The organism is Pseudonocardia hierapolitana (assembly GCF_007994075.1).
Lineage (GTDB): Bacteria > Actinomycetota > Actinomycetes > Mycobacteriales > Pseudonocardiaceae > Pseudonocardia > Pseudonocardia hierapolitana.
This window is the reverse complement of record NZ_VIWU01000001.1, coordinates 2,737,370-2,759,724: the sequence shown is the minus strand read 5'-3', so window position 1 is coordinate 2,759,724 and position 22,355 is coordinate 2,737,370. Positions and strand designations below refer to the sequence as shown.

Here is a 22,355-nt window from a genome sequence, read left to right as displayed (position 1 = left end):
CCGACGACACCCGGGTTGAGCTGGGACGCATGTTACTGGTGTGACTACGCACCGCTTACAGCGGTGATCAGGACAGCCGCTCGACGACCCAGTCGATGCACTCGGTGAGGGCGCTGACGTCGGCCGGCTCGACCGCCGGGAACATGCCGATGCGCAGCTGGTTGCGCCCCAGCTTGCGGTACGGCTCCGTGTCGACGATGCCGTTGGCCCGCAGCGTCTTGGCGACGGCCGCTGCGTCGACCGAGTCGACGAAGTCGATCGTGCCGACGACCTGGGACCGGTGGGCCGGGTCGATCACGAACGGGGTGGCGAACTCCGACTTCTCGGCCCATGCGTAGAGCCGCCCCGACGAGTCGGCCGTGCGTGCGACGCAGGCGTCGAGCCCGCCGAGCCCGAGCATCCAGTCGATCTGCTCCGCCATGAGGTAGAGCGTGGCGAGCGCGGGCGTGTTGTAGGTCTGGTCCTTCACCGAGTTGTCGACCGCCGTGGCGAGGGACAGGAACGGCGGGATCCAGCGGTCGGTGGCGGCGAGCTCGTTCACGCGCTCCAGCGCGGCGGGGCTCATCAGGGCGGCCCACAGCCCGCCGTCGGAGGCGAAGCCCTTCTGCGGCGCGAAGTAGTACGCGTCGGCCTGGCTCACGTCCACCGGCAGCCCGGCGGCACCGGAGGTGGCGTCGATCAGCACGAGCTGGTCGGACGTGGCGCCCTCGGGGCGCACGACCGGAACGGACACCCCGGTGGACGTCTCGTTGTGCGCCCACGCCAGCACGTCGCAGGAGGGGTCGGCGGTGGGCTCGGGCGCGCTGCCCGGATCGGCATTGACCACCACCGGCTCGGCGAGGAAGGGGGCTCCGCGGGTGGAGTCGGCGAACTTGGAGGAGAACTCGCCGTACGCGAGGTGCAGCGCGCGCTCGCGCACCAGCCCGAACGCGGCGGCGTCCCAGAACGCCGTGGAACCGCCGTTGCCGAGCACGACCTCGTACCCGTCCGGCAGGGAGAACAGCTCCCGCAGCCCGCTGCGCACCCGCCCCACCAGCGACTTCACCGGCTTCTGGCGGTGCGAGGTGCCCATGATCGCCGCACCTGCCCCGGCGAGTGCCGTGAGCTGCTCCGGACGGACCTTGGAGGGGCCACAGCCGAAGCGTCCGTCGGCGGGCTTGAGGTCGGCGGGGATCTGCAGGTCGGTGGACGAAGAAGCGGTCACGGTCCCAGTGTCGCAGCCGCGGCGAGGCCCGAACGGGTGTGGGTCCTCACGGTGGCCGGAGACGAACCGCACTTCACAGACCGAATGCGCACATCACACCGCGCCGGCCTTGTGTGAAGCTCGCACCGGGTGTGTGAAGTCACGGCGGCGTGCGCCCGACTCGTCGGCGCCGCCTCCGTTCGGCGCCACGGGTGCGGCCGTTCGCTGACACGATGGTGGTGGATCATCGGCCGAAAGGGCAGTGGAGATGTCGAACGCATCGGATGGACCGGAGCCGGGTTCGCGGCCCGACGGGCAAGGCGCCGGGCAGCCGGGCGAGCCCGCCCCGCAGGCCGGCGACCGGCCGACCGCCCCCGTACCCGAGCCGGACGAGGACCAGCGGGAGGCCGAGGCGCCCGATGCCGGGGCCGAGCCGGCCGCCGCCGCGACGGCTTCGAGTGAGCCCGCTTCGAACGAGTCGGCTTCGGGTGAGTTGGCCGTGGGTGAGTCGGCGTCGAGTGAGCCCGCGTCGAGCGAGTCCGCTTCGGGTGAGGCGGCGGCGGGTGAGTCCGCTTCGGGTGAGTCGGCTTCGGGTGAGGCGGCGGCGGGTGAGCCCGCTTCGGGTGAGGCGGCCGCGAGTGAACCTGCCGCGGGTGAGTCGGCTGCGGCCGGTGCCGGTGCGCACGATGCGGCTGCGGCTCGCGATGCGGACGCGTCTTCGCCGCCCGCCGCCGATCCAGGCGTGGAGCAGAGCAGCGCAGCCACCCTGCCGGGGATCGACCTCGGGAAACGAACGACCGAGGCCGCGACCGAGCCCGGTCCCGTCGATCCCGGGACCGGCGGTCCCGCGGGGCATCCCGAGCCCGGGTACGGGCCTGCGGGTTACGGGCCCGCGGGCTTCGGCCAGTCCGGTTACGGGCCCGCGGGCTTCGGGCAGTCCGGGTACGGACCAGCGGGTTATGGCCAGTACGGCCCCGCGGGTTACGGCCAGGCCGGGTACGGGCCTGGGGGTTACGGTCAGCCCGGGTACGGGCCTGCGGCGTACGGGCAGGCCCCCGGGTACTGGACCGGCTACGGCCAGCCGTCCTGGTACGGGCAGCCTGCCTACGGGCCACCCGGCTACGGGGCGTTCGGCTACGGCCAGCCGACGGCGTTCGGGCCGCCGCCCTACGGCGGGGCGTCCGGTGGCCAGGCGCCGCGGCCGGGCATCGTGCCGCTGCGCCCGCTCGCCGTCGGCGACCTCCTGGCCGGCGCCGTCGGCTACATCAGGGCCGACCCGCTGCCGACGATCGGGGTGACGGCGGCCGTCATGGTCGTCACCCACGTGATCCAGCTGATCGTCGAGCTCGCCCTGCCCCGGATCGACCCGGCCGACCTCGCCGAGGGCCGCACCGGCGGGCTGGCGGCTGCTGCGGCCGGCGGGTTCCTGAGCGGGATCGTCGGCATCGTGCTCGGCGCGGCGCTCACCGGCCTGCTGCTCGTCGTGCTCAGCCGGGCGGTGCTCGGGCAGCGCGTCGACGTGCGCGAAGCGTGGCAGGCGGTCGCCCACCGGGTGCCGGGCCTGGTCGGGTTGACGTTCCTGGTCGCGCTCGCCGTCGGGGCGATCGCGGTCGTCCCCGTCCTGATCGCGCTCGTCGTCGGCGCGACGGGATCCGGCAGGATGATCGCGCTCGGCGTGCTGCTCGTGCTGCTCGCGGTGGCCGCCGCCGCCTACCTCTCGGTGCGGTGGGTGCTGGCGCCGGCCGCGTACGTGCTGGAACCGATAGGGGTGACGGCGGCTCTCGGCCGCTCCAGCAGGCTGGTGCACGGTTCGTGGTGGCGGATGTTCGGCATCATGCTGCTCAGCGGGCTCATCGTGGTCATCCCCGCGGTCGTCGTCCTGGGCGTGTTCGGCGCGTTGGCGCCGGAGCCGCAGGACACGGGCACGCTCGTCCGCGCCGCGATCGCCTACATCGTCGTCGGCACGTTCGTCACCCCGTTCGTCACGGGGGTCACCGGGTTGCTCTACGTCGATCAGCGGATTCGCCGGGAACGCCTCGACCTCGAGCTGGCCCGCTATCCCTCCGCCCCGCGGTAGGTGCGGCGGTACGCCAGCGGTGCCACGCCGATGGCGGCGTGCAGGTGCTGGCGCAGCGACGCGGTCGTGCCGAACCCGCACTCGGCGGCGATGCGCTCGACCGGCAGCTCCGTGGTCTCCAGCAGCCGCCTCGCCGCCGCCACCCGCTGGGTGGAGAGCCAGCGGGTGGGGCTCATGCCCGTCTCCTCCCGGAACCGGCGGGTGAAGGTCCGCACGCTCATGGCGGAGTGCGCGGCGAGGTCGGCGAGGCCGAGCGGTTCGTGGAGGCGTTCGACGGCCCATGCCCTGGTGCGTGCCGTGCCGGGGCCGTCGGGGTCGGGCATCGGCTCCATGAACTGCGACTGCCCGCCCTCGCGCCACGGTGCGACGACGCTGCGGCGGGCCACCCGGTTGGCCACGCCTGCGCCGTGGTCGCGCCGCACGATGTGCAGCAACAGGTCGATGCCTGCGGCGTTGCCCGCGGAGGTGAGCACGTCGCCGTCGTCGACGTACAGGACGTCCGGGTCCAGCTTCACCTGCGGGAACAGTGCCTGGAACGCCTCGGCGTGCATCCAGTGCGTCGCGGCCGGGCGGCCGTCGAGCAGGCCGGCGGCGGCGAGCACGAAGGCGCCGGTGCAGATCGAGACCATCCGGGCGGAGAGGCCGTGCAGCGCCGCGGCGAGGTCCGGTTCGAGGACGCCGCGGTCCTTCGCCGATCCGCTGTAGATGCCGGGGATGATCACGGTGTCGGCGGTGCGCAGGATCGAGGCGTCGTGCTCGGGGAGCACCTGGTACCCCGCCGACGTGCGAACCGGGCCACCGTCGAGGGTGGCCACGCGCACGCGGTAGAGCAGGCGCTCCTCGTCGTCGACGGCCGTGCCGATCAGCTTGTGCGGAAGGCCGAGCTCGAACGCCACCACGTCCGGCAGCGCCAGCACGGCGACCTCGTGGCGCGCACCCATGGCCGGATTCTTTCACGTATTGGCCGTCGGGCCACTGTTGGATCGCGCCCGGGACAGCGATGCTCGGTGCGTGACGCAGCTTGAGACCGCGCGACGCATCCACCCCGCCTGGTGGGTAGCGGCCGTGACCTTCCTCGCCCTCGTCGGCGCGGCCGGGTTCCGAGCCGTGCCCGGCGTGCTGATGACCCCCCTGCACGACGAGTTCGGCTGGTCCATCAGCACGATCTCCCTCGCCGCCGCCGTCAACATGGCGCTCTACGGACTCACCGCTCCGTTCGCGGCGGCGCTCATGGAACGCTTCGGCATCCGCCCGGTCGTCACGGCCGCTCTCGTGGTGGTCGCCGCGGGGAGCGGCCTCACCGTGTTCATGACGGCGAGCTGGCAGCTGATCCTCTGCTGGGGCGTGCTCGTCGGCCTGGGCACCGGGTCGATGGCGCTCGCCCTCGTGGCCACCGTGACGGGGCGCTGGTTCGTCGCCCGGCGCGGCCTCGTCTCCGGTGTGCTGACCGCGGGCGGCGCCGCGGGCGGGCTGGTGTTCCTCCCGCTCGTGTCCCAGCTCGCCGAAGCGTACGGCTGGCGGCCTGCGTCGCTGGCGGTCGCGTTCTCTGCGCTCGCCGTCGCGCCGCTCGTGATGTGGCTGCTGCGCGACCGGCCCCGCGACCTCGGGGTGGCGCCCTACGGCGGCACCCCGGCCGACGACGTCGACCCGGTGCGCACCGGGGCCGCCCGGATGGCCCTGCGTGTGCTCGCCGACGCGGCTCGGACGAAGGGGTTCTGGTACCTGGCCGCAGGCATGATGATCTGCGGCGCCACGACGATGGGCCTGATCCAGCCGCACTTCGTCCCGGCCGCGCACGACCACGGCATGCCGCAGACGGTGGCGGCGGGACTGCTCGCCCTCGTCGGGATCTTCGACGTGGCCGGCACCATCGCGTCCGGCTGGCTCACCGACCGCGTGGACCCGCGCTACCTGCTGCTCGTCTACTACGTGCTGCGCGGGTTGTCGCTGCTCGCGCTGCCTGCACTGTTCGGGCCGGACATCCAGGCGAACATGGTGGCGTTCATCGTGTTCTACGGCCTGGACTGGGTGGCCACGATCCCGCCGACGATGGCCTTGTGCCGCGAGCTCTTCGGCGCGGCGGCACCGGTCGTCTTCGGCTGGGTGTTCGCCTCGCACCAGGTGGGCGCCGCGGCCATGGCGCTCGGCGCCGGCATCGTGCGCGACGAGCTGGGCGCCTACGACATGGCCTGGTACGCGGGCGGCGCGATCTGCGTGGTGGCGGGCTTCCTCTCGCTCCTCGTGCGCAAGCGCGTCCCGACGAACGGCGCGCTCGTCGGATAGGTTCCGACTCCCTCAGTGGCACGACAGCGCCGTTCGTCGGAATCAGGCGTGGTTGATCTCGTCCCAGCCCTCGACGTCCTCCGGGCGCCTCGGGCCGGGGCCGATGTACTGCGCGCTCGGGCGCACCAGTTTGGCCTCGCGCTTCTGCTCCATGATGTGCGCCGACCAGCCCGCGGTACGGGCGCTGGTGAACATCGCCGGCATCATGTGCGGCGGCACCTGGGCGAAGTCGAGGATCACGGCGGCCCAGAACTCGACGTTGGTCTCGATGGGGTGGTCCGGCCTGCGGGAGCGCAGCTCGGTGAGCGCCGCCTGCTCGAGCGCAGCGGCGGCCTCGTAGCGCGGGGCCTTCAGCTCCAGGCACGTTCGGCGCAGCACGCGGGCGCGGGGGTCCTCGGCCCGGTACACCCGGTGGCCGAAACCCATCAGGCGCTCCCTGCGGTCGAGGATGCCCTTGACCAGGCCATCGGGGTCGCCGGTCCGCTCGACCTCCTCGATCATCGGCAGCACCCGGGCGGGTGCGCCGCCGTGCAGCGGGCCGGACATGGCGCCGATCGCGCCGGACAGCGAGGCGGCGACGTCGGCGCCGGTCGAGGCGATGACCCGCGCCGTGAACGTCGACGCGTTCATCCCGTGCTCGGCGGCGGAGACCCAGTACGCGTCGACGGCCGCGATGTGCGCCGGGTCCGGTTCGCCCCGCCAGCGCGTCATGAAGCGTTCGGTGATCGTGGAGCACTGGTCGATGCGCGACTGGGGCACGGCGGGCACGCCGATCCCGCGCGCCGACTGCGCCACGTACGACAGCGCCATCACCGATGCCCTGGCGAGCTGGTCGCGGGCCTCCTCGTCGCCGATGTCCAGCAGGGGGCGGTAACCCCAGTAGGGGGCGAGCATCGCCAGCGCTGCCTGCACGTCCACCCGGACGTCGCCGGTGTGCACGGGGATCGGGAACGGCTCCGCGGGCGGAAGGCCCGGCCCGAAGCGGCCGTCGACGAGCAACGCCCACACGTTGCCGAAGGTCACCTTGCCGGCGAGGTCCTCGATGTCGACGCCGCGGTAGCGCAGCGATCCGCCGTCCTTGTCGGGCTCTGCGATGCGGGTGCGGAAGGCGACATGGCCCTCCAGGCCGGGGGCGAAGCCGGGCGGGGGCGGGGGTACCGCCTCATGGCCCTGGTCGGATCCCGGTGCGGTCGGCGCAGTGGTCACCGCGTCCTCCTCGTCGTGGTTGTCGCAACCCTCCCGCTGCATCGGAGGTGGTGCAACGGGCGACCGGGTGTCATCGGTCACCGGGGGTGCCCATCGGCTGGTGTTGCACATAGCGTGGTGGGTCCGCTACCGGGGGAGGGCGTCGATGGCAGAGCAGCTGGCGACGATGCGCGTCGACTACGTGCGCACGGACGAGCTGGACGTGGGTGATCTCGCTGCCACGTGGCACGAGCAGCTGGCGCGGTGGATGGACGAGGCCATCAGCGACGGTGTCGCGGAACCGAACGCGATGGTGCTGGCCACCACGGGTGAGGACGGCCGGCCGTCCTCGCGCACCGTTCTGTGCAAGGGCCTCGACGCCCGCGGGATCGTCTTCTACACGAACTACACGTCCGCCAAGAGCCACCAGCTGCGCGCCACGCGGTACGCCTCGGCCACCTTCCCCTGGTACGCCCAGCACCGGCAGGTCCACGTCCGCGGCCACGTCGAGCTGGTCTCCGCAGCGGAGAACGCGGCGTACTGGGCCAGCCGTCCCCGCGGCAGCCAGCTCGGTGCGTGGGCGTCCGCCCAGTCCGTGGAGGTGCGGGACCGTCGCGTGCTCGACGATGCGCTGGAGGTGGCCACCCAGCGCTTCGCCGCCGACGAGGAGGTCCCCGCCCCGCCGCACTGGGGTGGCTGGCGGATCCTGCCGGAGCAGGTGGAGTTCTGGCAGGGCAGGCGCAACCGGATGCACGACCGGCTCCGCTTCGAGCACGATCCCCACAGCCGCACCTGGCGCATCCGCCGCCTGGCCCCCTGACCCGACTCGCGCGCACTTCGGTCAGCGCGCGCGTGTCGGGTGATTCGTCTGGTTCTGCCGTGAAGCAGGGCACTCGGGGTGGAACCGGGGCGCGCTCCGGCCGGGTCGGGTGGTAGTCGTTGTCGTATGACAACGTCCGGTCCGGATGGGCCAACGAAGCCGATCGACGCCGGCCCGGACGCCCCCACGAGCCCGACCGGGCGCCCCGAGCCCGCCACCAGGCGCATCGCCCGGGCCGTGCGCGGGGTGCTCACCGACACCAGGCCCCTGCGCACCCCGGCCTACCGCAGGCTGTGGACGGCCGGCATCGTCACGGTCATCGGAGCGCAGCTCTCCGTCGTCGCGGTGCCCGCGCAGATCTACGAGCTCACGGGCTCGTCGGCGTACGTCGGGCTGACCGGCCTGTTCGGGCTCGTGCCGCTGGTCGTCTTCGGGCTGTGGGGCGGGGCGATCGCCGACGCCATGGACCGGCGCACGCTGCTGTTGCTCAGCGGGGCGGGCATCGCGCTGTCGTCGCTGGCGCTGTGGGTCACGGCGGCGAGCGGCGTGGGCGGGGTCTGGCTGGTGCTCGGTCTGTTCGCCGTGCAGACGGCGTTCCTCGCGGTCAACCAGCCGGCGCGCAACTCCGTGATCCCGCGCCTGCTGCCCGCCGACCAGCTCCCCGCCGCCAACACGCTCAACATGACCGTCTACCAGACGGGCGCGATCGCGGGGCCGCTGCTCGCGGGCGTCCTGATCCCGGTGATCGGGCTCCCGACGCTCTACCTGCTCGACGCGGTGGCGCTGCTCGCCACGCTGTGGGCCACCTGGAAGCTGCCACCGGTGCCGCCCGAGACGGGTGGCGAGCGCAGGCGGGCGGGGTTGCGGGAGATCGCCGAGGGCTTCCGGTACGCCGCCCTGCACGCCGTGCTGCTGGTGTCGTTCCTGATGGACATCGTGGCGATGGCGTTCGGCATGCCGCGCGTGGTGTTCCCGGAGCTCGCGCAGACCGTGTACGGGGACCCGCCGGGCGGGGGGCTCGCGTACGGGCTGCTGTTCGCCGCGATCCCGGCCGGGATGGTCATCGCCGCGCTGTTCTCCGGCAGCCTGAACCGGATCCGGCGCCAGGGCGTCGCCGTCACGCTCGCGATCTGCGTGTGGGGTCTCGGCGTGGCGCTCTTCGGGCTCGCCGGGTCGCTGTGGCTCGCAGTGATCTTCCTCGCCGTCGCCGGTGCCGGCGACATGGTGAGCGGCGTCTTCCGCATGTCGATGTTGCAGTCCGTGGCAACCGACGAGATGCGTGGGCGCATGCAGGGCGTCTTCTCGGTGGTCGTCGTCGGCGGTCCCCGGGTCGCGGACATGTGGCACGGCCCGGCAGCCGACTGGTGGGGGCCCGGCATGGCGGCGACGGTCGGCGGCGTCCTCGTGGTCGTCGGGGCGGTGGTCGTGGCCGCGGCGTTCCCGGCGTTCTGGCGTTACCGCCCTGTGCACGGCGTGTGACAACGGTCGTGATGAACGCGTCAACGCCAGGAGGGGCGCAACCTGGATCCGGAGCACTAGCGTTGCGGCCAACCACGCAAAACATGAGTGTGAGGGAACCTCCACATGGCCGACGAGACCACCAGCGCCGCTGTTCTGAACCACCCCGGCGGCGAGTACGAGATGTCGATCCGGCCGGCGACCGAGGGTGCTTCCGCGTTCGACATCGGGAAGCTGCTCCCGTCGACCGGACTCGTCACGTTCGACTCCGGATACGGCAACACGGCTTCCTGTGCGTCCGCGATCACCTACATCGACGGTGACGCCGGCATCCTTCGGTACCGCGGGTACCCGATCGACCAGCTCGCGGAGAGCTCCTCGTTCCTGGAGACCAGCTACCTGCTGATCTACGGGGAGCTGCCCACGAAGGAGCAGCTGGACTCGTTCACGAACCGGATCAGCCGCCACACCCTGCTGCACGAGGACCTCAAACGGTTCTTCGACGGCTTCCCGCGCGACGCGCACCCGATGCCGGTGCTCTCCAGCGCCGTGAGCGCGCTGTCGACCTTCTACCAGGACAGCCTCGATCCGTTCGACGAGGACGCCGTTGAGCTGTCCACCGTCCGGCTGCTCGCCAAGGTGCCGACGATCGCGGCGTACGCCTACAAGAAGTCGATCGGCCAGCCGTTCCTGTACCCGGACAACTCGCTGGGCCTCGTCGAGAACTTCCTCCGGATGACCTTCGGGTTCCCGGCCGAACCGTACGAGGTCGACCCCGACTTCGTGCGCGCCCTCGACGTGCTGCTCATCCTGCACGCCGACCACGAGCAGAACTGCTCCACCTCCACCGTCCGCATGGTGGGCTCGTCGCAGGCGAACCTGTTCGCGAGCATCTCGGCAGGCATCAACGCCCTGTTCGGGCCGCTGCACGGCGGTGCCAACCAGGCGGTGCTGGAGATGCTGCAGCGGATCCGCGACGTCGAGGAGGGCAACGTCGACGCCTTCGTCGAGCGCGTCAAGAAGAAGGAGAAGGGCGCCCGGCTGATGGGCTTCGGGCACCGGGTCTACAAGAACTACGACCCGCGCGCCCGGATCGTGAAGCAGAGCGCCGACGAGATCCTCAAGAAGCTCGGTGTCAGCGACCAGTTGCTCGACATCGCGAAGGCGCTCGAGGAGCGGGCGCTGGCCGACGACTACTTCGTCGAGCGCAAGCTCTACCCGAACGTCGACTTCTACACCGGCGTGATCTACCGGGCCATGGGTTTCCCGACGAAGATGTTCACGGTCCTGTTCGCCCTCGGCCGCCTCCCGGGCTGGATCGCCCACTGGCGCGAGATGATCAACGATCCGGCCACGAAGATCGGCCGGCCGCGCCAGCTGTACGTGGGTGCCACCGAGCGCCCGTACGTGCCGATGGCCAACCGCTGATCCGGTGCCCCGGCGCGCCAGGGCGGCGGGGCGTGACGCGGATGGCGGGCGAACGGCTTACCCTTCGTGCGCATCCGGCGGAAGGGTGAGAGTCGATGGCGAAGAACGTCGAGGGGCACCGGGGTCGTCGCGGCCGATGGCTGGTGCTCGCCGTGTTGCTGGCGATCGCGGTGTGGGTCGTCCGGTCGCGGCGGGCAACCAGAGCGGAGTACGGCGGGGAGTGGCAGCTGCCCCCGGAGGCCGCGCCCGCCCCGCATCCCGTGCCCGCCCCGGCCGCTGCCGACGCCGCGCCTCGTCGCCCGTCGCCGCGGCCTCGTCCCGCTCCGACGGCCTGATCAGGACGACTTGCTGGTCAGCGCCTCGCGGAGGCTGACGCGGGCGCCGGTGCGCAACACCGAGTTCCGGTAGATGCGCCCGGCGACCCGCACCACCACCACGATGGTGGCCGCGGCGAGCGCGGCGGCCACCAGCACCTCTCCCAGCGACGCGACGCCGAGGGCGTAGCGCGCGGGCATCACCGTCTGCGAGAAGAACGGCACGAACGACAGCACGGCGGCGAGGCCGTTGCGCGGGTCGCTCGGCAGCAGGTTCACCGTGAGGATGAACGGGATGAGCAGCAGGAAGATCATCGGTGCCACCACCGACTGCAGCTCCTCCTGCCGGGAGACCGTGGAGCCGACGGCGGCGTAGAGCGAGGCGTAGAGGAAGAAGCCGAGCAGGTACCAGAGCACGACCATCACGAACATGCCCAGCGCGGCGCCCGGCAGCACCAGGAGCCCGGCGGCTGCGGCGCCGAGGCCCGCGATGGCGCTGAGGATCACCAGCTGCAGCAGCCCCACCGCGCCCAGCCCGATGACCTTGCCGGCCAGGAGCTGCCACGGTGTGATCGTGGCGAGCAGCAGCTCCACCACCCGGCTCTGCTTCTCCTCGACCACCCCGGTTGCGACGAGGTTGCCGTACCCGCTGAGCGAGAAGAACAGCAGCAACGTCCCGACGAAGGCGATCGCGAGCCGTTGCCCGCTGCCGCTGTCGAACGGTTCGAGCGTGGTGACGGCGAGCGCTGATGAGCTCGCGACCTGTGCGGGGTCGACCCCGGCTCCGGCGAGGGCCGCCGACACCGCCTGCTGCTCGACCGCCGCCTGCACGATCGCCTGCAGGCCGCCGTCCACCGAGTCGTGACCGACCAGGTCGAAGGCCCCGGGTGCGCCGGTGAGGAGGGCATCGAGTTCGCCGTCCCGCACCTGCTCGCGGCCCGGGGCCTCGTCGACCTGCCGGACGTCGAGCTCGACCCCGTGGCCGTGCGCGGTCTGCTCGAGGACCGGGCGCAGGCCCGCGGCCTGCGGCGTGACGCCGAGCGCGTGGCTCGAGGTCTGGCCGCTGATGTAGCTGCCGAGCAGGAACATCCCGGCGAAGAAGACGAGCGTGATCAGGATCCCGATCACGAAGCTGCGCGAGCGGACCTGCGTGACGAACTCGCGGCGCGCGACGAGCACGACCGCGCTGCGGGCGGGCAGCGGCGCGTTCACGCCACCGCCTCCGTCGACGCCGGGCCTGCCTGCACGACGTCGCGGTAGAGCTCGGTGAGCGGCGGGTGCCACCGGCGGAACTCGTGCACCGGCCCCGCGGCGAGCGCGGCCCGCAGCACGTCCTGGTCGTCGGTGCCTGCGGCGAGGCGCACGCGCGTGTGCCCGGCCCCGTCGTCGCTGAGCACCTCCACACCCGGCAGGGCCGCCGCCCAGCCCGCCGGCGGCCCCTCGACGTCGAGCACAGCGGCGGCGCCGTCCCGTTCCCGCAGGTCGGGGACGCTGCCGACGGCCACCATGCGCCCGCCCGCGATGATCCCGATCCGGTCGCACAGCCGCTCCACGAGCTCGAGCTGGTGGCTGGAGAAGATCACCGGGACGCCGGCGTCGGCCTTGTCGCGCAGCACGCTGCTCATCACCTCCACGGCCGTGGGGTCGAGGCCGGAGAACGGTTCGTCGAGCACGAGCACCTCCGGGTCGTGCACGAGCGCAGCGCACAGCTGCACGCGCTGCTGGTTGCCGAGGGAGAGCTTCTGCACCTCGTCGCCGAGCCGGGCGCCGACGCCGAGCCGCTCGGTCCACCGCGTGACGGCCGCGGCGGCGTCCGGCCCGGAGAGGCCGTGCAGGCGGGCCAGGTAGCGCAGCTGCTCACCGACCCGCATCTTCGGGTAGAGGCCCCGCATCTCGGGCATGTACCCGATGCGTCGCCGCAGGTCGGCGTCCACCGGGCGGCCCTTCCAGCTCACCTCTCCCGCGTCGGTGGAGAGCACGCCGAGCACGATGCGCATCGTCGTGGTCTTGCCTGCCCCGTTGCTGCCGACGAACCCGAACACCTCGCCCGGCTCGACGGTGAACGAGACGTCGTCGAGCGCCTGCCGCGTCCCGAACCGCTTGCTGATCCGTGCGATCTCCAGCACGCACAGACAGTAGTGCCAGCTGTTGCGGGCCCTCCGGACCGCTCATAGGTTCGGCCGGCAAGACCGTTAGGGGAGCTTATGACCACGCCGCAACAGCAGCAGGCACACGAGGTCGACGAGCGCACCGTGCGCAAGGCGGTCGGTGCCGCTGCCATGGGCAACCTCGTCGAGTGGTTCGACTACGGCATCTACAGCTACGTAGCGATCTACATCGCGATGAGCTTCTTCCCGGGCGGTGACTCCGGCTCGAACGTCGCGCTCACGTTCGCCCTCTTCGCGGTCGCGTACCTGGTGCGCCCGCTCGGCGGCACGATCCTCGGCCCGCTGGGGGACCGGATCGGGCGAAAGCGGGTGCTCGCGCTCACGATCGTGGTGATGTCGGCGGCGAGCTTCGCGATCGGGCTCCTCCCGACGTTCGGCGCGGTGGGCTGGCTCGCACCGATCCTGTTGGTGATCGCGCGGCTGGTGCAGGGCTTCGCCACGGGCGGCGAGTACGGCGGGGCGGCCGCGTTCATCGCGGAGTACGCGCCGGACAAGCGCCGCGGCTTCTACTGCAGCTTCCTCGAGTTCGGCACGACGGGCGGCTTCGTGCTCGCGGCGGGGCTGGTGACGGTCCTGCAGCTCGGCCTGTCCCCCGAGGCAATGGCGTCGTGGGGATGGCGGATCCCGTTCCTGATCGCCGGTCCGCTCGGGCTGGTGGGGCTCTACCTGCGGAGCAAGCTCGAGGACACGCCCGCGTTCCGGGAGCTGGAGGAGCGGCACCAGGTGTCGGAGTCGCCGCTCAAGGACACGCTCGTGCACCACTGGCGGCCGGTGCTGGTCTGCATGGGGCTGGTGCTGTTCTACAACGTCGCCGTCTACACGATCCTCTTCTACATGCCGACCTACCTGCAGACCACGCTCGGTCTCGGGGAGACCCCGGCGCTGCTGTACATCCTCGGCATGATGCTGATGATCATGTTCGTGATCATCCCGGTGGGCGCGCTGTCGGACCGGGTCGGCCGCAAGCCGCTGATCGTGACGGCGTGCATCGGGTTCATCGTGCTCGGTTACCCGTCCTTCATGCTGCTCGCGCTCGGCACGGTGCTCGGAACGGTGGCCGGCCTGGTCATCCTCGGTCTGCTGCTGGTGCTGCTGCTCGGCACGATGTCGGCCACGCTGCCCGCGCTCTTCGCCACGGACGTCCGGTACGGCGGCTTCTCGATCGGCTACAACCTGTCGACGTCGATCTTCGGGGGCACCGCGCCGTTCATCCTGGAGACGCTGGTGATCAGCACGGGCAACAACGCGATGCCGGGGATCTACATCGTCGTCGCCTCCGTGATCTCGCTGGCCGCCGTGATCGCGGTGACGGAGAGCGCGCGGAAGCCGCTGCCGGGAACCTCGGCGGCGGTGTTGCGGGTGCAGCCGGCCTAACGCCAGCCGGCGGGAAGGGGCCGGAGCCCGTCGAACGGGGCCGCCCACACGTAGCTCCAGCAGATGGTGCCGTCGGCCGCCACGACCCGCTCGCGGCGGTACTGCCCGCCCTCGTACTCGTCGAGGACGGGCAGGAGTGCGGCCGGGTCGCGCACCGGCACCAGCCAGCCGGGTGCGCGGTCCGCGGTGCCGCGGCGCAGGGCCGGGTAGCCGAGGCCGGTGTCGTACACCGACCCGACGACGGTCGCGCGCCGGGGATCGCCCGCGGCGTGCGGCGCCACCAGCGACCATGAGGGCTGGCCGGGCTGCAGGAGCCCGTAGACGAACAGGGCCGCAGGCCACTCGTCGCCGTGCGGCGTGCCGGCCACCGTCGGTGCGTCGAGGCCGTCGTCGCCGGGCTCGCCGGCGAGCCCGCGCGCCGCTTCCTGCGTCAGGTCGGCGCACCGGACAGGTGCCCCGTCCACGAGCAGGGGGAGGCGGATCGCGCCGTGCCCGACGTAGCACCACGGCTCCGGGATCCGGACGCCGTCTGCCGTGTGCACCTCCCCGGTGCGCAGCCGGGCCAGCCGGAAGCGTTCGTCGCGGCCCTCGCAGCGGTCCAGCACCGCGATCTGCTCGCTCGTCGCGAGCCAGACGACGTGCTCCTCGACCACCCCGGGTGCGTCGGCGAGCACCGCGGGCCGCTGGCCGTCACGCCTGCGCAGCCCGCTCGCCCATACGGCCGCGACGTCGCGGGTGCGCACGCGCAGCGCCACCACCGGGTCCTCACCCATCCCAAGGGCCCGGCGCAGCCAGGTGATCTTGCTCGGGCAGCGGTTGGAGCCGTAGGCGAGCAGGGGAACGCGCTGGGAGCAGGGCACTGCGCCGTGGGCGGCCAGCCAGTCGTCGACGGGGGTGTCCGCCACCGTCCAGCTGTCCGTGTGGAGTACGTGCGACTCCCCGTCGACGTGCGCGAACGAGAAGTCCGGCACGACGCCGGGATAGGGATCGGCGGGGAAGTCGGCGTCGGGGAGCGGTGCCACCCGATCAGGGTGCCGCGACAACCGGCGCCCGTGCACCCCGACTTCGCTCACGCGACGCGTCGACGGGTGGCGCGGGCGGCGATGGGGCGGGTCAACGGAGAAGGGGCGCGTCGGCCACGATCCGGCGCCGACGCCAGCGGCGGGTGAGCAGGCCGTGGCTGGGCGAGAGGAGGAGCGCCAGTACGAAGCAGGCCGTGCAGACCAGGCCCATCGCGCCCGCGATCGAGCTGTCCATGGGCAGCGCGACGGCGTACCCGGCGGCCGCGCCCACCCATCCGACGGCGATCGCGAGCGCCACCATGACCACGAGCCGGTCGGTGAGCAGGTACGCGGTGGCGGCGGGCACGATCAGCAGCGTCACCACGAGGATCGCGCCGACGGCGTCGAACGCGGCCACCGCGGTGACGGCCGCCGCCACCAGCAGCAGGCGGGAGAGCAGCCGCGGGCGGAGCCGGACCGTGGCACCGAACTGCGGGTCGAACGTGGTGGCTTTGAGCTCCTTCCAGAGCAGCCCGACGAGCAGCAGGTTGAACAGCACCACCCCGCCGAGCACCAGGCCGGACCGCGCGACCTCGTAGCCGCCGAGCCGCACCGTGTCGAACGGCACGAACGCGATCTCGCCGTAGATCGTGGAGTCCAGGTCGAGGTGGATGCCGGCGGCGTAGCGGGTGACACCGAGGACCCCGAGCGAGAACAGCGCGGGGAAGACCAGCGCGATCGCCGCGTCGGACGCGACGAGGCCGGTGGCCCGCAGCGCGTCGATGCCGAGCACGCAGAGCACGGCGAATGCCGCAGCGCCGACGATCACCGGAAGCGGGGCGCGGGTCTGGGCCACCAGCCAGACGGCGACGATCCCCGGCAGCACCGCGTGGCTCACCGCGTCCGACAGCAGTGCCATCCGCCGCAGCACGAGGAACGGTCCGAGCAGCCCGCACGCCGTGGCCACCAGCCCGGCGATGAGGACGATGAGGATCCCGTCAGGCATCGGCGACCTCGCAGATCATCGCGGAGCTCCTGCTGCGAGGGCGCGGAGCTGGGCGACCGCGTCGTCGCCGAGGCTGCCGCGCAGGTCGGTGGGGTCGGGTTCGCGCGCGTCGGGCAGCCGGATCGACGGGCCGTGCTCGAGCCACGCCGTCCACAGCGCCCTGCGCTCGGCCGTCTCGGCTGCCGCGGCCCGCCCGGCGGCGGTGAGCGTGCCGTCGGCGGCGAGCAGCCCACGGCGGCGCAGGCCCGCGCGGACGAGCCGGTCCCGTAGACCGCTCACGGGCGCGTCGGGCTGGGTGAGCACCGCGTCGCGACGCACGGTGCGCCGCCGCGCCGCGAGCCGACGGGCCTGCCACAGCACGCCGCGACCGGGTGCCAGCAGCAGCGCCGCGACCGCCACGGTGAAGCCGGTGAGGACGACCACCGGCCCGGTGGGCAGCTGCCCGCGGGTGGCCGTGAGCGCGCCCGTGACCCCGACGGCCGCCCCGATCAGCCCGGCGAGCACGAGGACGCGCGGGAAGCGGTCGGCGAGCTGGCGGGCGGTGACCGTCGGCACCACGAGCATCGCGACCATGAGGATGGCGCCGACCACCCGCACCCCGATCACGACCGCCACGACGAGCAACGCCGTCATGACCGTCTCGAGAGCTCGCACCGGGAGCCCGATCGCGCCCGCGTAGGCGGGGTCGAACAGGGTGGTGGTGAGCGCGCGCCGCAGCACCCCGACCACGAGCAACGCCGACGCGGCGAGCCCGGCCATCACCGCGACGTCGCGTTCCAGCAGCCCGGCGGCCTGCCCGAACAGGTAGTTCTCCAGGCCGGCCTGGTCGGCGTCGGAGCTGTTGGACAGGTGCGTGAGCAGTACGACGCCGAACGCGAAGAATCCCGACAGGACCACGCCGATGGCCGCATCGGGCCGGATCCGGCTCGCCCGTTCGATGCCCACCATGAGCAGCGCGGCCACCAGGCCCGCGATCGCGGCACCGAGCAACAGGCCGGGAACGTCCTTCATGCCCGCGACGAGGAACGCGACGCAGACGCCCGGCAGCGTGGCGTGCGCGACGGCGTCACCGACCAGGCTGCGGCGGCGCAGCACGGCGAACGCTCCGAGCACCCCGCTCGTGATGCCGAGGACGAGCGCGCCCGCGATCACGACCGCGTCGGTGTACGGCAGGCCGAGGGCCGTGCTCAGCATCGATGGTTCGCTCGCGAGCTCGCTCACGCCGTCCACGTCACGTCCGCCCCGTACGCCGCGCGCACCGCGTCGGTGGTGAGCACGTCCACGGTGGGCCCACACCCCAGCACGCGCACGTTGAGCAGCAGCGTCCAGTCGAACGCCGCGCGCACCTGGGCCATGTCGTGGTGGACAACCAGCACCGAGCCGCCCGCGTCGCGCAGCTCGCCCAGCAGGCGCAGCAGGTCCTCCTGGGTGCGAGCGTCGATCCCGGCGAACGGCTCGTCCATGACGAGCACCGGTGCCCGCTGCGCGAGGGCGCGGGCCAGGAAGACCCGCTGGCGCTGACCGCCGGACAGCTGCCCGATCTGACGCTTCCCGAAGCCCGCCATCCCGACCCGCTCCAGGCACTCCGCGGCGATCGCCCGATCGGCCCGGCCGAGGCGGCGGAACCAGCCGGCCGATCGGTAGCGGCCCATCTCGACGACCTCGCGGACGGTGATCGGGAAGTCCCAGTCCACCGACTCCGCCTGTGGCACGTACGCCACGCGGTCGAGCGCGCCGGTCCCCTCGACGCCGTCGATCAGCACGCGCCCGGCGTCGGCGGGGACGAGGCCCAGTGCGGCTTTCAGGAGCGTCGACTTGCCCGCCCCGTTCGGCCCGACGATCGCCGAGAGGTGCCCGGCGGGGAACGCGCAGTCGACCTCCCAGAGCACGGGCGCCGAGCGGTAGGACACCGTCAGCCCGCGCACCTCCAGCGCACTGGCGGTCCGGGTCTCGGTCGACATGAGCATCGCGTCATCCCCTCTCGTCGGTCAGCCCGTCCGCGATCCGGTCGGCGTTGGCCCGCAACATCCCGATGTAGGTGCCCTCGGGGGTGCCGGGGTTCCCCGCGGCGTCGGTGAAGAGCTCCCCGCCGACGTGGATCCGTGCGCCCTGCTGGGCGGCGGCCGCGAGCAGGGCGTCGATCGTCTGGCGGGGCACGCTCGACTCGATGAAGACGGCCGGGACCTCGCGCTCGGCCACGAGCCGCGCCACCCGCTCGACGTCGGTGGTGGTGGCCTCGGCCGCGGTGGAGATGCCCTGGATGCCTGCGACCTCGAGCCGGTAGCGGCGGCCGAAGTAGCTGAACGCGTCGTGCGACGTGACGAGCACGCGCCTGCGGGGCGGGATCGCCGCGAGCCGCCGCTCGATCTCGGCGTCCAGGGCGGCCAGCTCGGCGAGGTACGTGTCGCGCCGGGCGCGGTAGCCGTCGGCGTGCTGCGGGTCGCGCTCGACGAGCGCGGCGGCGATCGTCTCGCTGACGCGTGCCCACAGCGAGACGTCGAACCAGATGTGCGGGTCGTACTCCGTGGTGGTGTCGGGAGGAGCGAGCAGCTGCTCGCGGGGGATTCCGTCCGTGACGGCGGTGGTGGGTTGCCGCTCGGCGAGCTCGTGGAGCAGCTCGCCCATGCGGCCCTCCAGGTGCAGCCCGCAGTAGAGGATCACGTCGGCGCCGCGCAGGGCCTGCACGTCACCCGCGCTGGCCCGGTAGAGGTGCGGGTCGACCCCCGGGCCCATCAGGCCGGTGACCTCCACGCGGTCGCCGCCGATCCGGCCGACGGTGTCGGTGAGGAAATTGGTGGTCGTCGTCACGCGGACCCGCCGGCCGCCGATCGGGTCGGTGGCGGACGGCGGCGCCGCCACGCAGCCGGAGAGAGCGAGCAGACCGGCCGCGACCAGCACGGACCGCCGTCCCACCTCCGGCATTAGCCACCTCTAATTCAACAGTGAGCCTCGTCTAATGATCCACGATAGCGTATGCGCCGGACTACCCGGAAGCGTGAGACCTACGCTCGGGGTGTGGTCTCGACCAGCACACCCGCGGGCATCACCGGCGGGCCGTTCCGGTTCATGCTCGGCGCCACCGTGCTCTGCTTCAGCGGGTACGCGCTGCTGCTCCCGGTCGTGCCGCTCTGGGCGGAGCGCGGCGGATCGGGAGCGCTGGGCTCGGGTGCCACCACTGCGATGCTGATGGCGACGACGGTCGCCACCCAGCTCGCGGTGCCGTGGTTGCTCGTGCGAATCGGCCACCGCTGGGTGCTCGCGGCCGGGTCGGTGCTGCTCGGCGCCCCGGCGCCCTTCCTCGCCCTCTCGGCCGACCTCGCGCCCGTGCTCGCGCTCTCCGCGCTGCGCGGCATCGGGTTCGGGCTGGCGACGGTGGCCGGGAGCGCGTTGGTCGCCGAGCTCGTGCCGCGTGCGCAGCACGGCCGGGCGGCGGGCCGGTACGGCCTCGCGGTCGGGGTGCCCCAGCTCGTGCTGCTCGCGGTCGGGGTGGCCGCGGTCGAGCGGTTCGGCTTCACCGCGGTGTTCGTCGTGGCGGGGGTCGCCCCGGTGCTGGGCGCGCTGCTCGTGCCGGCGATCCGGATGCCGGGTGCCCCCGCCGCGACCCTGACCCGTCCACGTCCGCGGCCGGCAACGCGCTCGGCGCTCGCCCCGGTGCTCGCGATGGTCACCTGTTCGATCGCGCAGGGCGGCCTGATCACCTTCCTCCCGCTCGCCGTGCCCGATGCCGGGCTGCTCGTGCCCGGAGCCCTGCTGGCGACGGCGGCGGGGGCGTTGTTCGGCCGGCTGGCGGCGGGCGAGCTGGTGGACCGGCGCGGCTGGGGAGGCAGGCTGCTCGTCCCGGGGATGCTGCTCGCCGCGGCCGGGATGGGAGCCGAGGTCGCCGGCGGCGGCGCCCTGGTCGTGATCGGGGCGGTCGCCGTCGGCTTCGGCTTCGGCCTGGTGCAGAACGATTCCCTCACCGTGCTGTTCGCCGCGTTCGGCAGCAGCGGTTACGGCGCCGCGAGCGCGCTGTGGAACATCGCCTACGACGCCGGCACGGGCGTGGGCGCCCTCGGCCTCGGAGCCGTGGCGGAGCCCTTCGGCTACCCCGCCGCGTTCGGGGTGGCGGCGGTGCTGCTGGTGGCCGGGGTGGTGGTGTCCTGGATCAGGCCGGGGACGGCCGTCGGTAGACCGTAGGTGGCGGCAGGTCCCACAGGCGCGGGCCACCAGCCCGTCGCCGGGGCATCACGCACCGATTTCTATCCGACGAACGGCGCGTTCGTCGGATAGGTTCCGACGAACGCGCCGTTCGTCGGAATGTCAGTGACCGCGCGCGATCCACTCCTCCAGGTGCGGCAGCTCCGCCCCGATCGTCGTCTGGTCGCCGTGGCCCGTGCGGACCACGGTGTCGCCGGGCAGCGTCAGCAGGCGTCCGCGGATCGAGTCGATGATCGTGTCGAACGACGAGAACGAGCGGCCGGTGGCGCCGGGCCCACCCTGGAACAGGGTGTCGCCGGTGAAGACCGTGCCCAGGTCGGCGGCGTGCAGGCTGCACGAGCCGGGGGAGTGGCCGGGGGTGTGCAGCACCCGCAGCACCACGCCGCCCGCGGTGAGCTGCTCGCCGTCGGCGAGCTCGGCGTCGGGCTTCCGGTCGGGGTGGGTCATCTCCCACAGCGGCGCCTCGGCGGGGTGCAGCAGGATCGGCGCGCCGAACCGGTCGGCGAGCGCGGGGGCCTGGTTGACGTGGTCGTCGTGGGCGTGGGTGCACACCACGGCGACGACGCGCCGGTCGCCCACGGCCGCGGCGATCGCCTCGGCGTCGTGCGCGGCGTCGACGACGAACACCTCGCGGTCGTCGCCGACGATCCACACGTTGTTCTCGACGTCCCAGGTGCCGCCGTCGAGCGAGAACGTGCCCGACGTGACGAGGTGGTCGACCGGCGGCATCAGAAGACCACCACCGAGCGCAGCACGTCGCCCTTGTGCATCTTCTCGAACGCGGCCTCCACGCCGTCCAGGCCGATCGTCTCGCTCACGAACTTCTCCAGCGGCAGCCTGCCCTGCAGGTGCAGGTCCACGAGCATGGGGAAGTCGCGCGAGGGCAGGCAGTCGCCGTACCAGGACGACTTGAGCGAGCCGCCTCGGCCGAACACGTCGATCAGGGGCAGGTCGATCGTCATGTCCGGGGTGGGCACGCCGACGAGCACGACGGTGCCGGCGAGGTCGCGGGCGTAGAAGGCCTGCTTGTAGGTCTCCGGGCGCCCGACCGCCTCGACGACGACGTTCGCGCCGTTGCCGTCGGTGAGGGCCTTCACGCCCTCGATCACGTCCTGGGTGCGGGAGTTGATGGTGTGGGTGGCGCCGAACTCCTTCGCCCATTCGAGCTTCCGGTCGTCCACGTCGATCGCGATGATCGTGGACGCGCCGGCGAGGCGCGCACCCGCGATCGCCGCGTCACCCACGCCGCCGCAGCCGATCACGGCGATCGAGTCGCCGCGGCCCACCTTGCCGGTGTTGATGGCCGCGCCGATCCCGGCCATGACGCCGCACCCGAGCAGGCCGGCGACCTCCGGCTTGACCTCGGGGTTCACCTTCGTGCACTGCCCGGCGTGGACGAGGGTCTTCTCGACGAACGCGCCGATGCCGAGCGCGGGGGACAGCTCCTGGCCCGACTCCAGCGTCATCTTCTGGGCGGCGTTGTGCGTGGAGAAGCAGTACCAGGGCTCGCCGCGGCGGCAGGCACGGCAGGTGCCGTCGACGGCGCGCCAGTTGAGGATCACGAAGTCGCCGGGGGCGACGTCGGTGACGCCCTCGCCGACCGACTCGACGACACCGGCGGCCTCGTGGCCGAGCAGGAACGGGAACTCGTCGTTGATCCCGCCCTCGCGGTAGTGCAGGTCGGTGTGGCAGACACCGCAGGCCTGCACCTTCACGACCGCCTCACCGGGCCCCGGGTCCGGCACGATCACCGTCTCCAGCGAGACCGGCTCACCCTTCTTGTGCGCGACGACCCCGCGGACCTGCTGCGGCATGACTATCCCTCACCTCATCGTCCGGATGCATTCATGCGCAGCCTGCC

At 72.7% G+C, this 22,355-nt stretch carries 20 protein-coding genes; 8 read left to right on the top strand and 12 right to left on the bottom strand.

What is annotated here, in order from left to right:
• Positions 1 to 67: 67 nt before the first annotated feature.
• Positions 68 to 1,204 carry a phosphoserine transaminase gene (gene serC, locus FHX44_RS13115; RefSeq protein ID WP_147256057.1) on the bottom strand — a complete coding sequence of 379 codons (1,137 nt, stop codon included), beginning with the start codon at positions 1,202 to 1,204 and terminating at the stop codon, positions 68 to 70.
• Positions 1,205 to 1,925: 721 nt separating this feature from the next.
• On the opposite strand from serC, the gene FHX44_RS43830 reads away from it, so the two are divergent.
• Positions 1,926 to 3,260: a glycerophosphoryl diester phosphodiesterase membrane domain-containing protein gene (locus FHX44_RS43830; protein ID WP_147256056.1), complete on the top strand. Its 1,335-nt coding sequence runs from the start codon at positions 1,926 to 1,928 to the stop codon at positions 3,258 to 3,260.
• Here the strand turns inward: FHX44_RS43830 and FHX44_RS13105 are convergent.
• Complete coding sequence (locus tag FHX44_RS13105) at positions 3,239 to 4,201, bottom strand: GlxA family transcriptional regulator (RefSeq protein WP_147256055.1); 963 nt, start codon at positions 4,199 to 4,201, stop codon at positions 3,239 to 3,241. The genes FHX44_RS43830 and FHX44_RS13105 overlap by 22 nt on opposite strands.
• 70 nt (positions 4,202 to 4,271) lie before the next feature.
• On the opposite strand from FHX44_RS13105, the gene FHX44_RS13100 reads away from it, so the two are divergent.
• The gene (locus FHX44_RS13100; RefSeq protein WP_425469130.1) at positions 4,272 to 5,543 is read left to right on the top strand and encodes an MFS transporter; all 1,272 of its coding nucleotides are present in this window, start codon (positions 4,272 to 4,274) and stop codon (positions 5,541 to 5,543) included.
• 42 nt (positions 5,544 to 5,585) lie between these two features.
• Here FHX44_RS13100 and FHX44_RS13095 read toward each other — a convergent pair whose 3' ends face one another.
• Complete coding sequence (locus FHX44_RS13095; RefSeq protein WP_425469129.1) at positions 5,586 to 6,749, bottom strand: citrate synthase 2; 1,164 nt, start codon at positions 6,747 to 6,749, stop codon at positions 5,586 to 5,588.
• A gap of 145 nt (positions 6,750 to 6,894) precedes the next feature.
• Between FHX44_RS13095 and pdxH the strand changes: the two genes are divergently transcribed.
• The 4 genes from pdxH (at position 6,895) to FHX44_RS13075 (ending at position 10,769) form a co-directional block, all read left to right on the top strand.
• Complete coding sequence (gene pdxH, locus FHX44_RS13090) at positions 6,895 to 7,548, top strand: pyridoxamine 5'-phosphate oxidase (protein ID WP_147256053.1); 654 nt, start codon at positions 6,895 to 6,897, stop codon at positions 7,546 to 7,548.
• A gap of 126 nt (positions 7,549 to 7,674) precedes the next feature.
• On the top strand, positions 7,675 to 9,027 hold the full coding sequence (locus tag FHX44_RS13085) for an MFS transporter (RefSeq protein WP_147256052.1): 1,353 nt from the start codon (positions 7,675 to 7,677) through the stop codon (positions 9,025 to 9,027).
• Between the two features lie 105 nt (positions 9,028 to 9,132).
• On the top strand, positions 9,133 to 10,434 hold the full coding sequence (locus FHX44_RS13080) for a citrate synthase (protein WP_147256051.1): 1,302 nt from the start codon (positions 9,133 to 9,135) through the stop codon (positions 10,432 to 10,434).
• 95 nt (positions 10,435 to 10,529) lie between these two features.
• On the top strand, positions 10,530 to 10,769 hold the full coding sequence (locus FHX44_RS13075) for a hypothetical protein (protein ID WP_147256050.1): 240 nt from the start codon (positions 10,530 to 10,532) through the stop codon (positions 10,767 to 10,769).
• Here FHX44_RS13075 and FHX44_RS13070 read toward each other — a convergent pair whose 3' ends face one another.
• The gene (locus FHX44_RS13070) at positions 10,770 to 11,960 is read right to left on the bottom strand and encodes an ABC transporter permease (RefSeq protein WP_147256049.1); all 1,191 of its coding nucleotides are present in this window, start codon (positions 11,958 to 11,960) and stop codon (positions 10,770 to 10,772) included. It abuts the gene before it with no gap.
• Positions 11,957 to 12,874 (bottom strand): ABC transporter ATP-binding protein, encoded by a 918-nt coding sequence (locus FHX44_RS13065; protein ID WP_147256048.1) that lies wholly within the window; start codon positions 12,872 to 12,874, stop codon positions 11,957 to 11,959. Before FHX44_RS13065 ends, FHX44_RS13070 begins: the two co-directional genes overlap by 4 nt.
• Before the next feature lie 78 nt (positions 12,875 to 12,952).
• Between FHX44_RS13065 and FHX44_RS13060 the strand changes: the two genes are divergently transcribed.
• Positions 12,953 to 14,290: an MFS transporter gene (locus FHX44_RS13060; RefSeq protein ID WP_147256047.1), complete on the top strand. Its 1,338-nt coding sequence runs from the start codon at positions 12,953 to 12,955 to the stop codon at positions 14,288 to 14,290.
• Here FHX44_RS13060 and FHX44_RS13055 read toward each other — a convergent pair.
• The 5 genes from FHX44_RS13055 to FHX44_RS13035 all read right to left on the bottom strand — a co-directional run bounded on the left by FHX44_RS13055 (position 14,287) and on the right by FHX44_RS13035 (position 19,219).
• Complete coding sequence (locus FHX44_RS13055) at positions 14,287 to 15,312, bottom strand: gamma-glutamylcyclotransferase family protein (RefSeq protein WP_147256046.1); 1,026 nt, start codon at positions 15,310 to 15,312, stop codon at positions 14,287 to 14,289. The two genes, FHX44_RS13060 and FHX44_RS13055, sit on opposite strands and share 4 nt — an antisense overlap.
• Positions 15,313 to 15,403: 91 nt before the next feature.
• A complete protein-coding gene (locus tag FHX44_RS13050; protein ID WP_147256045.1) occupies positions 15,404 to 16,297 on the bottom strand; it encodes a metal ABC transporter permease in 894 nt (297 codons plus the stop codon).
• 15 nt (positions 16,298 to 16,312) lie between these two features.
• A complete protein-coding gene (locus FHX44_RS13045) occupies positions 16,313 to 17,518 on the bottom strand; it encodes a metal ABC transporter permease (protein ID WP_246170349.1) in 1,206 nt (401 codons plus the stop codon).
• Positions 17,515 to 18,264 carry a metal ABC transporter ATP-binding protein gene (locus tag FHX44_RS13040; RefSeq protein ID WP_147256044.1) on the bottom strand — a complete coding sequence of 250 codons (750 nt, stop codon included), beginning with the start codon at positions 18,262 to 18,264 and terminating at the stop codon, positions 17,515 to 17,517. Before FHX44_RS13040 ends, FHX44_RS13045 begins: the two co-directional genes overlap by 4 nt.
• Before the next feature lie 4 nt (positions 18,265 to 18,268).
• Entirely contained in the window at positions 18,269 to 19,219 is a 951-nt protein-coding gene (locus tag FHX44_RS13035; protein ID WP_147256043.1) for a metal ABC transporter solute-binding protein, Zn/Mn family, read from the bottom strand.
• A gap of 93 nt (positions 19,220 to 19,312) precedes the next feature.
• Between FHX44_RS13035 and FHX44_RS13030 the strand changes: the two genes are divergently transcribed.
• A complete protein-coding gene (locus tag FHX44_RS13030) occupies positions 19,313 to 20,473 on the top strand; it encodes an MFS transporter (protein WP_246170348.1) in 1,161 nt (386 codons plus the stop codon).
• 123 nt (positions 20,474 to 20,596) lie between these two features.
• On the opposite strand, the gene FHX44_RS13025 is transcribed toward FHX44_RS13030, so the two are convergent.
• A complete protein-coding gene (locus tag FHX44_RS13025) occupies positions 20,597 to 21,223 on the bottom strand; it encodes an MBL fold metallo-hydrolase (protein ID WP_147256041.1) in 627 nt (208 codons plus the stop codon).
• Positions 21,223 to 22,308 (bottom strand): S-(hydroxymethyl)mycothiol dehydrogenase, encoded by a 1,086-nt coding sequence (locus FHX44_RS13020; protein WP_147256040.1) that lies wholly within the window; start codon positions 22,306 to 22,308, stop codon positions 21,223 to 21,225. Before FHX44_RS13020 ends, FHX44_RS13025 begins: the two co-directional genes overlap by 1 nt.
• Between the last annotated feature and the right edge of the window lie 47 nt (positions 22,309 to 22,355).

What these genes read in the sequence shown, in the direction of transcription:
- FHX44_RS13080 (WP_147256051.1), top strand. Translation starts at nt 9,133, where the DNA reads ATGGCCGACGAGACCACCAGCGCCGCTGTTCTGAACCACCCCGGCGGC.
- FHX44_RS13040 (WP_147256044.1), bottom strand. Translation starts at nt 18,264, where the DNA reads ATGCTCATGTCGACCGAGACCCGGACCGCCAGTGCGCTGGAGGTGCGC.
- FHX44_RS13060 (WP_147256047.1), top strand. Translation starts at nt 12,953, where the DNA reads ATGACCACGCCGCAACAGCAGCAGGCACACGAGGTCGACGAGCGCACC.
- FHX44_RS13075 (WP_147256050.1), top strand. Translation starts at nt 10,530, where the DNA reads ATGGCGAAGAACGTCGAGGGGCACCGGGGTCGTCGCGGCCGATGGCTG.
- FHX44_RS13035 (WP_147256043.1), bottom strand. Translation starts at nt 19,219, where the DNA reads ATGCCGGAGGTGGGACGGCGGTCCGTGCTGGTCGCGGCCGGTCTGCTC.
- FHX44_RS13025 (WP_147256041.1), bottom strand. Translation starts at nt 21,223, where the DNA reads ATGCCGCCGGTCGACCACCTCGTCACGTCGGGCACGTTCTCGCTCGAC.
- FHX44_RS13105 (WP_147256055.1), bottom strand. Translation starts at nt 4,201, where the DNA reads ATGGGTGCGCGCCACGAGGTCGCCGTGCTGGCGCTGCCGGACGTGGTG.
- FHX44_RS13050 (WP_147256045.1), bottom strand. Translation starts at nt 16,297, where the DNA reads ATGCCTGACGGGATCCTCATCGTCCTCATCGCCGGGCTGGTGGCCACG.
- pdxH (WP_147256053.1), top strand. Translation starts at nt 6,895, where the DNA reads ATGGCAGAGCAGCTGGCGACGATGCGCGTCGACTACGTGCGCACGGAC.
- FHX44_RS13020 (WP_147256040.1), bottom strand. Translation starts at nt 22,308, where the DNA reads ATGCCGCAGCAGGTCCGCGGGGTCGTCGCGCACAAGAAGGGTGAGCCG.
- FHX44_RS13085 (WP_147256052.1), top strand. Translation starts at nt 7,675, where the DNA reads ATGACAACGTCCGGTCCGGATGGGCCAACGAAGCCGATCGACGCCGGC.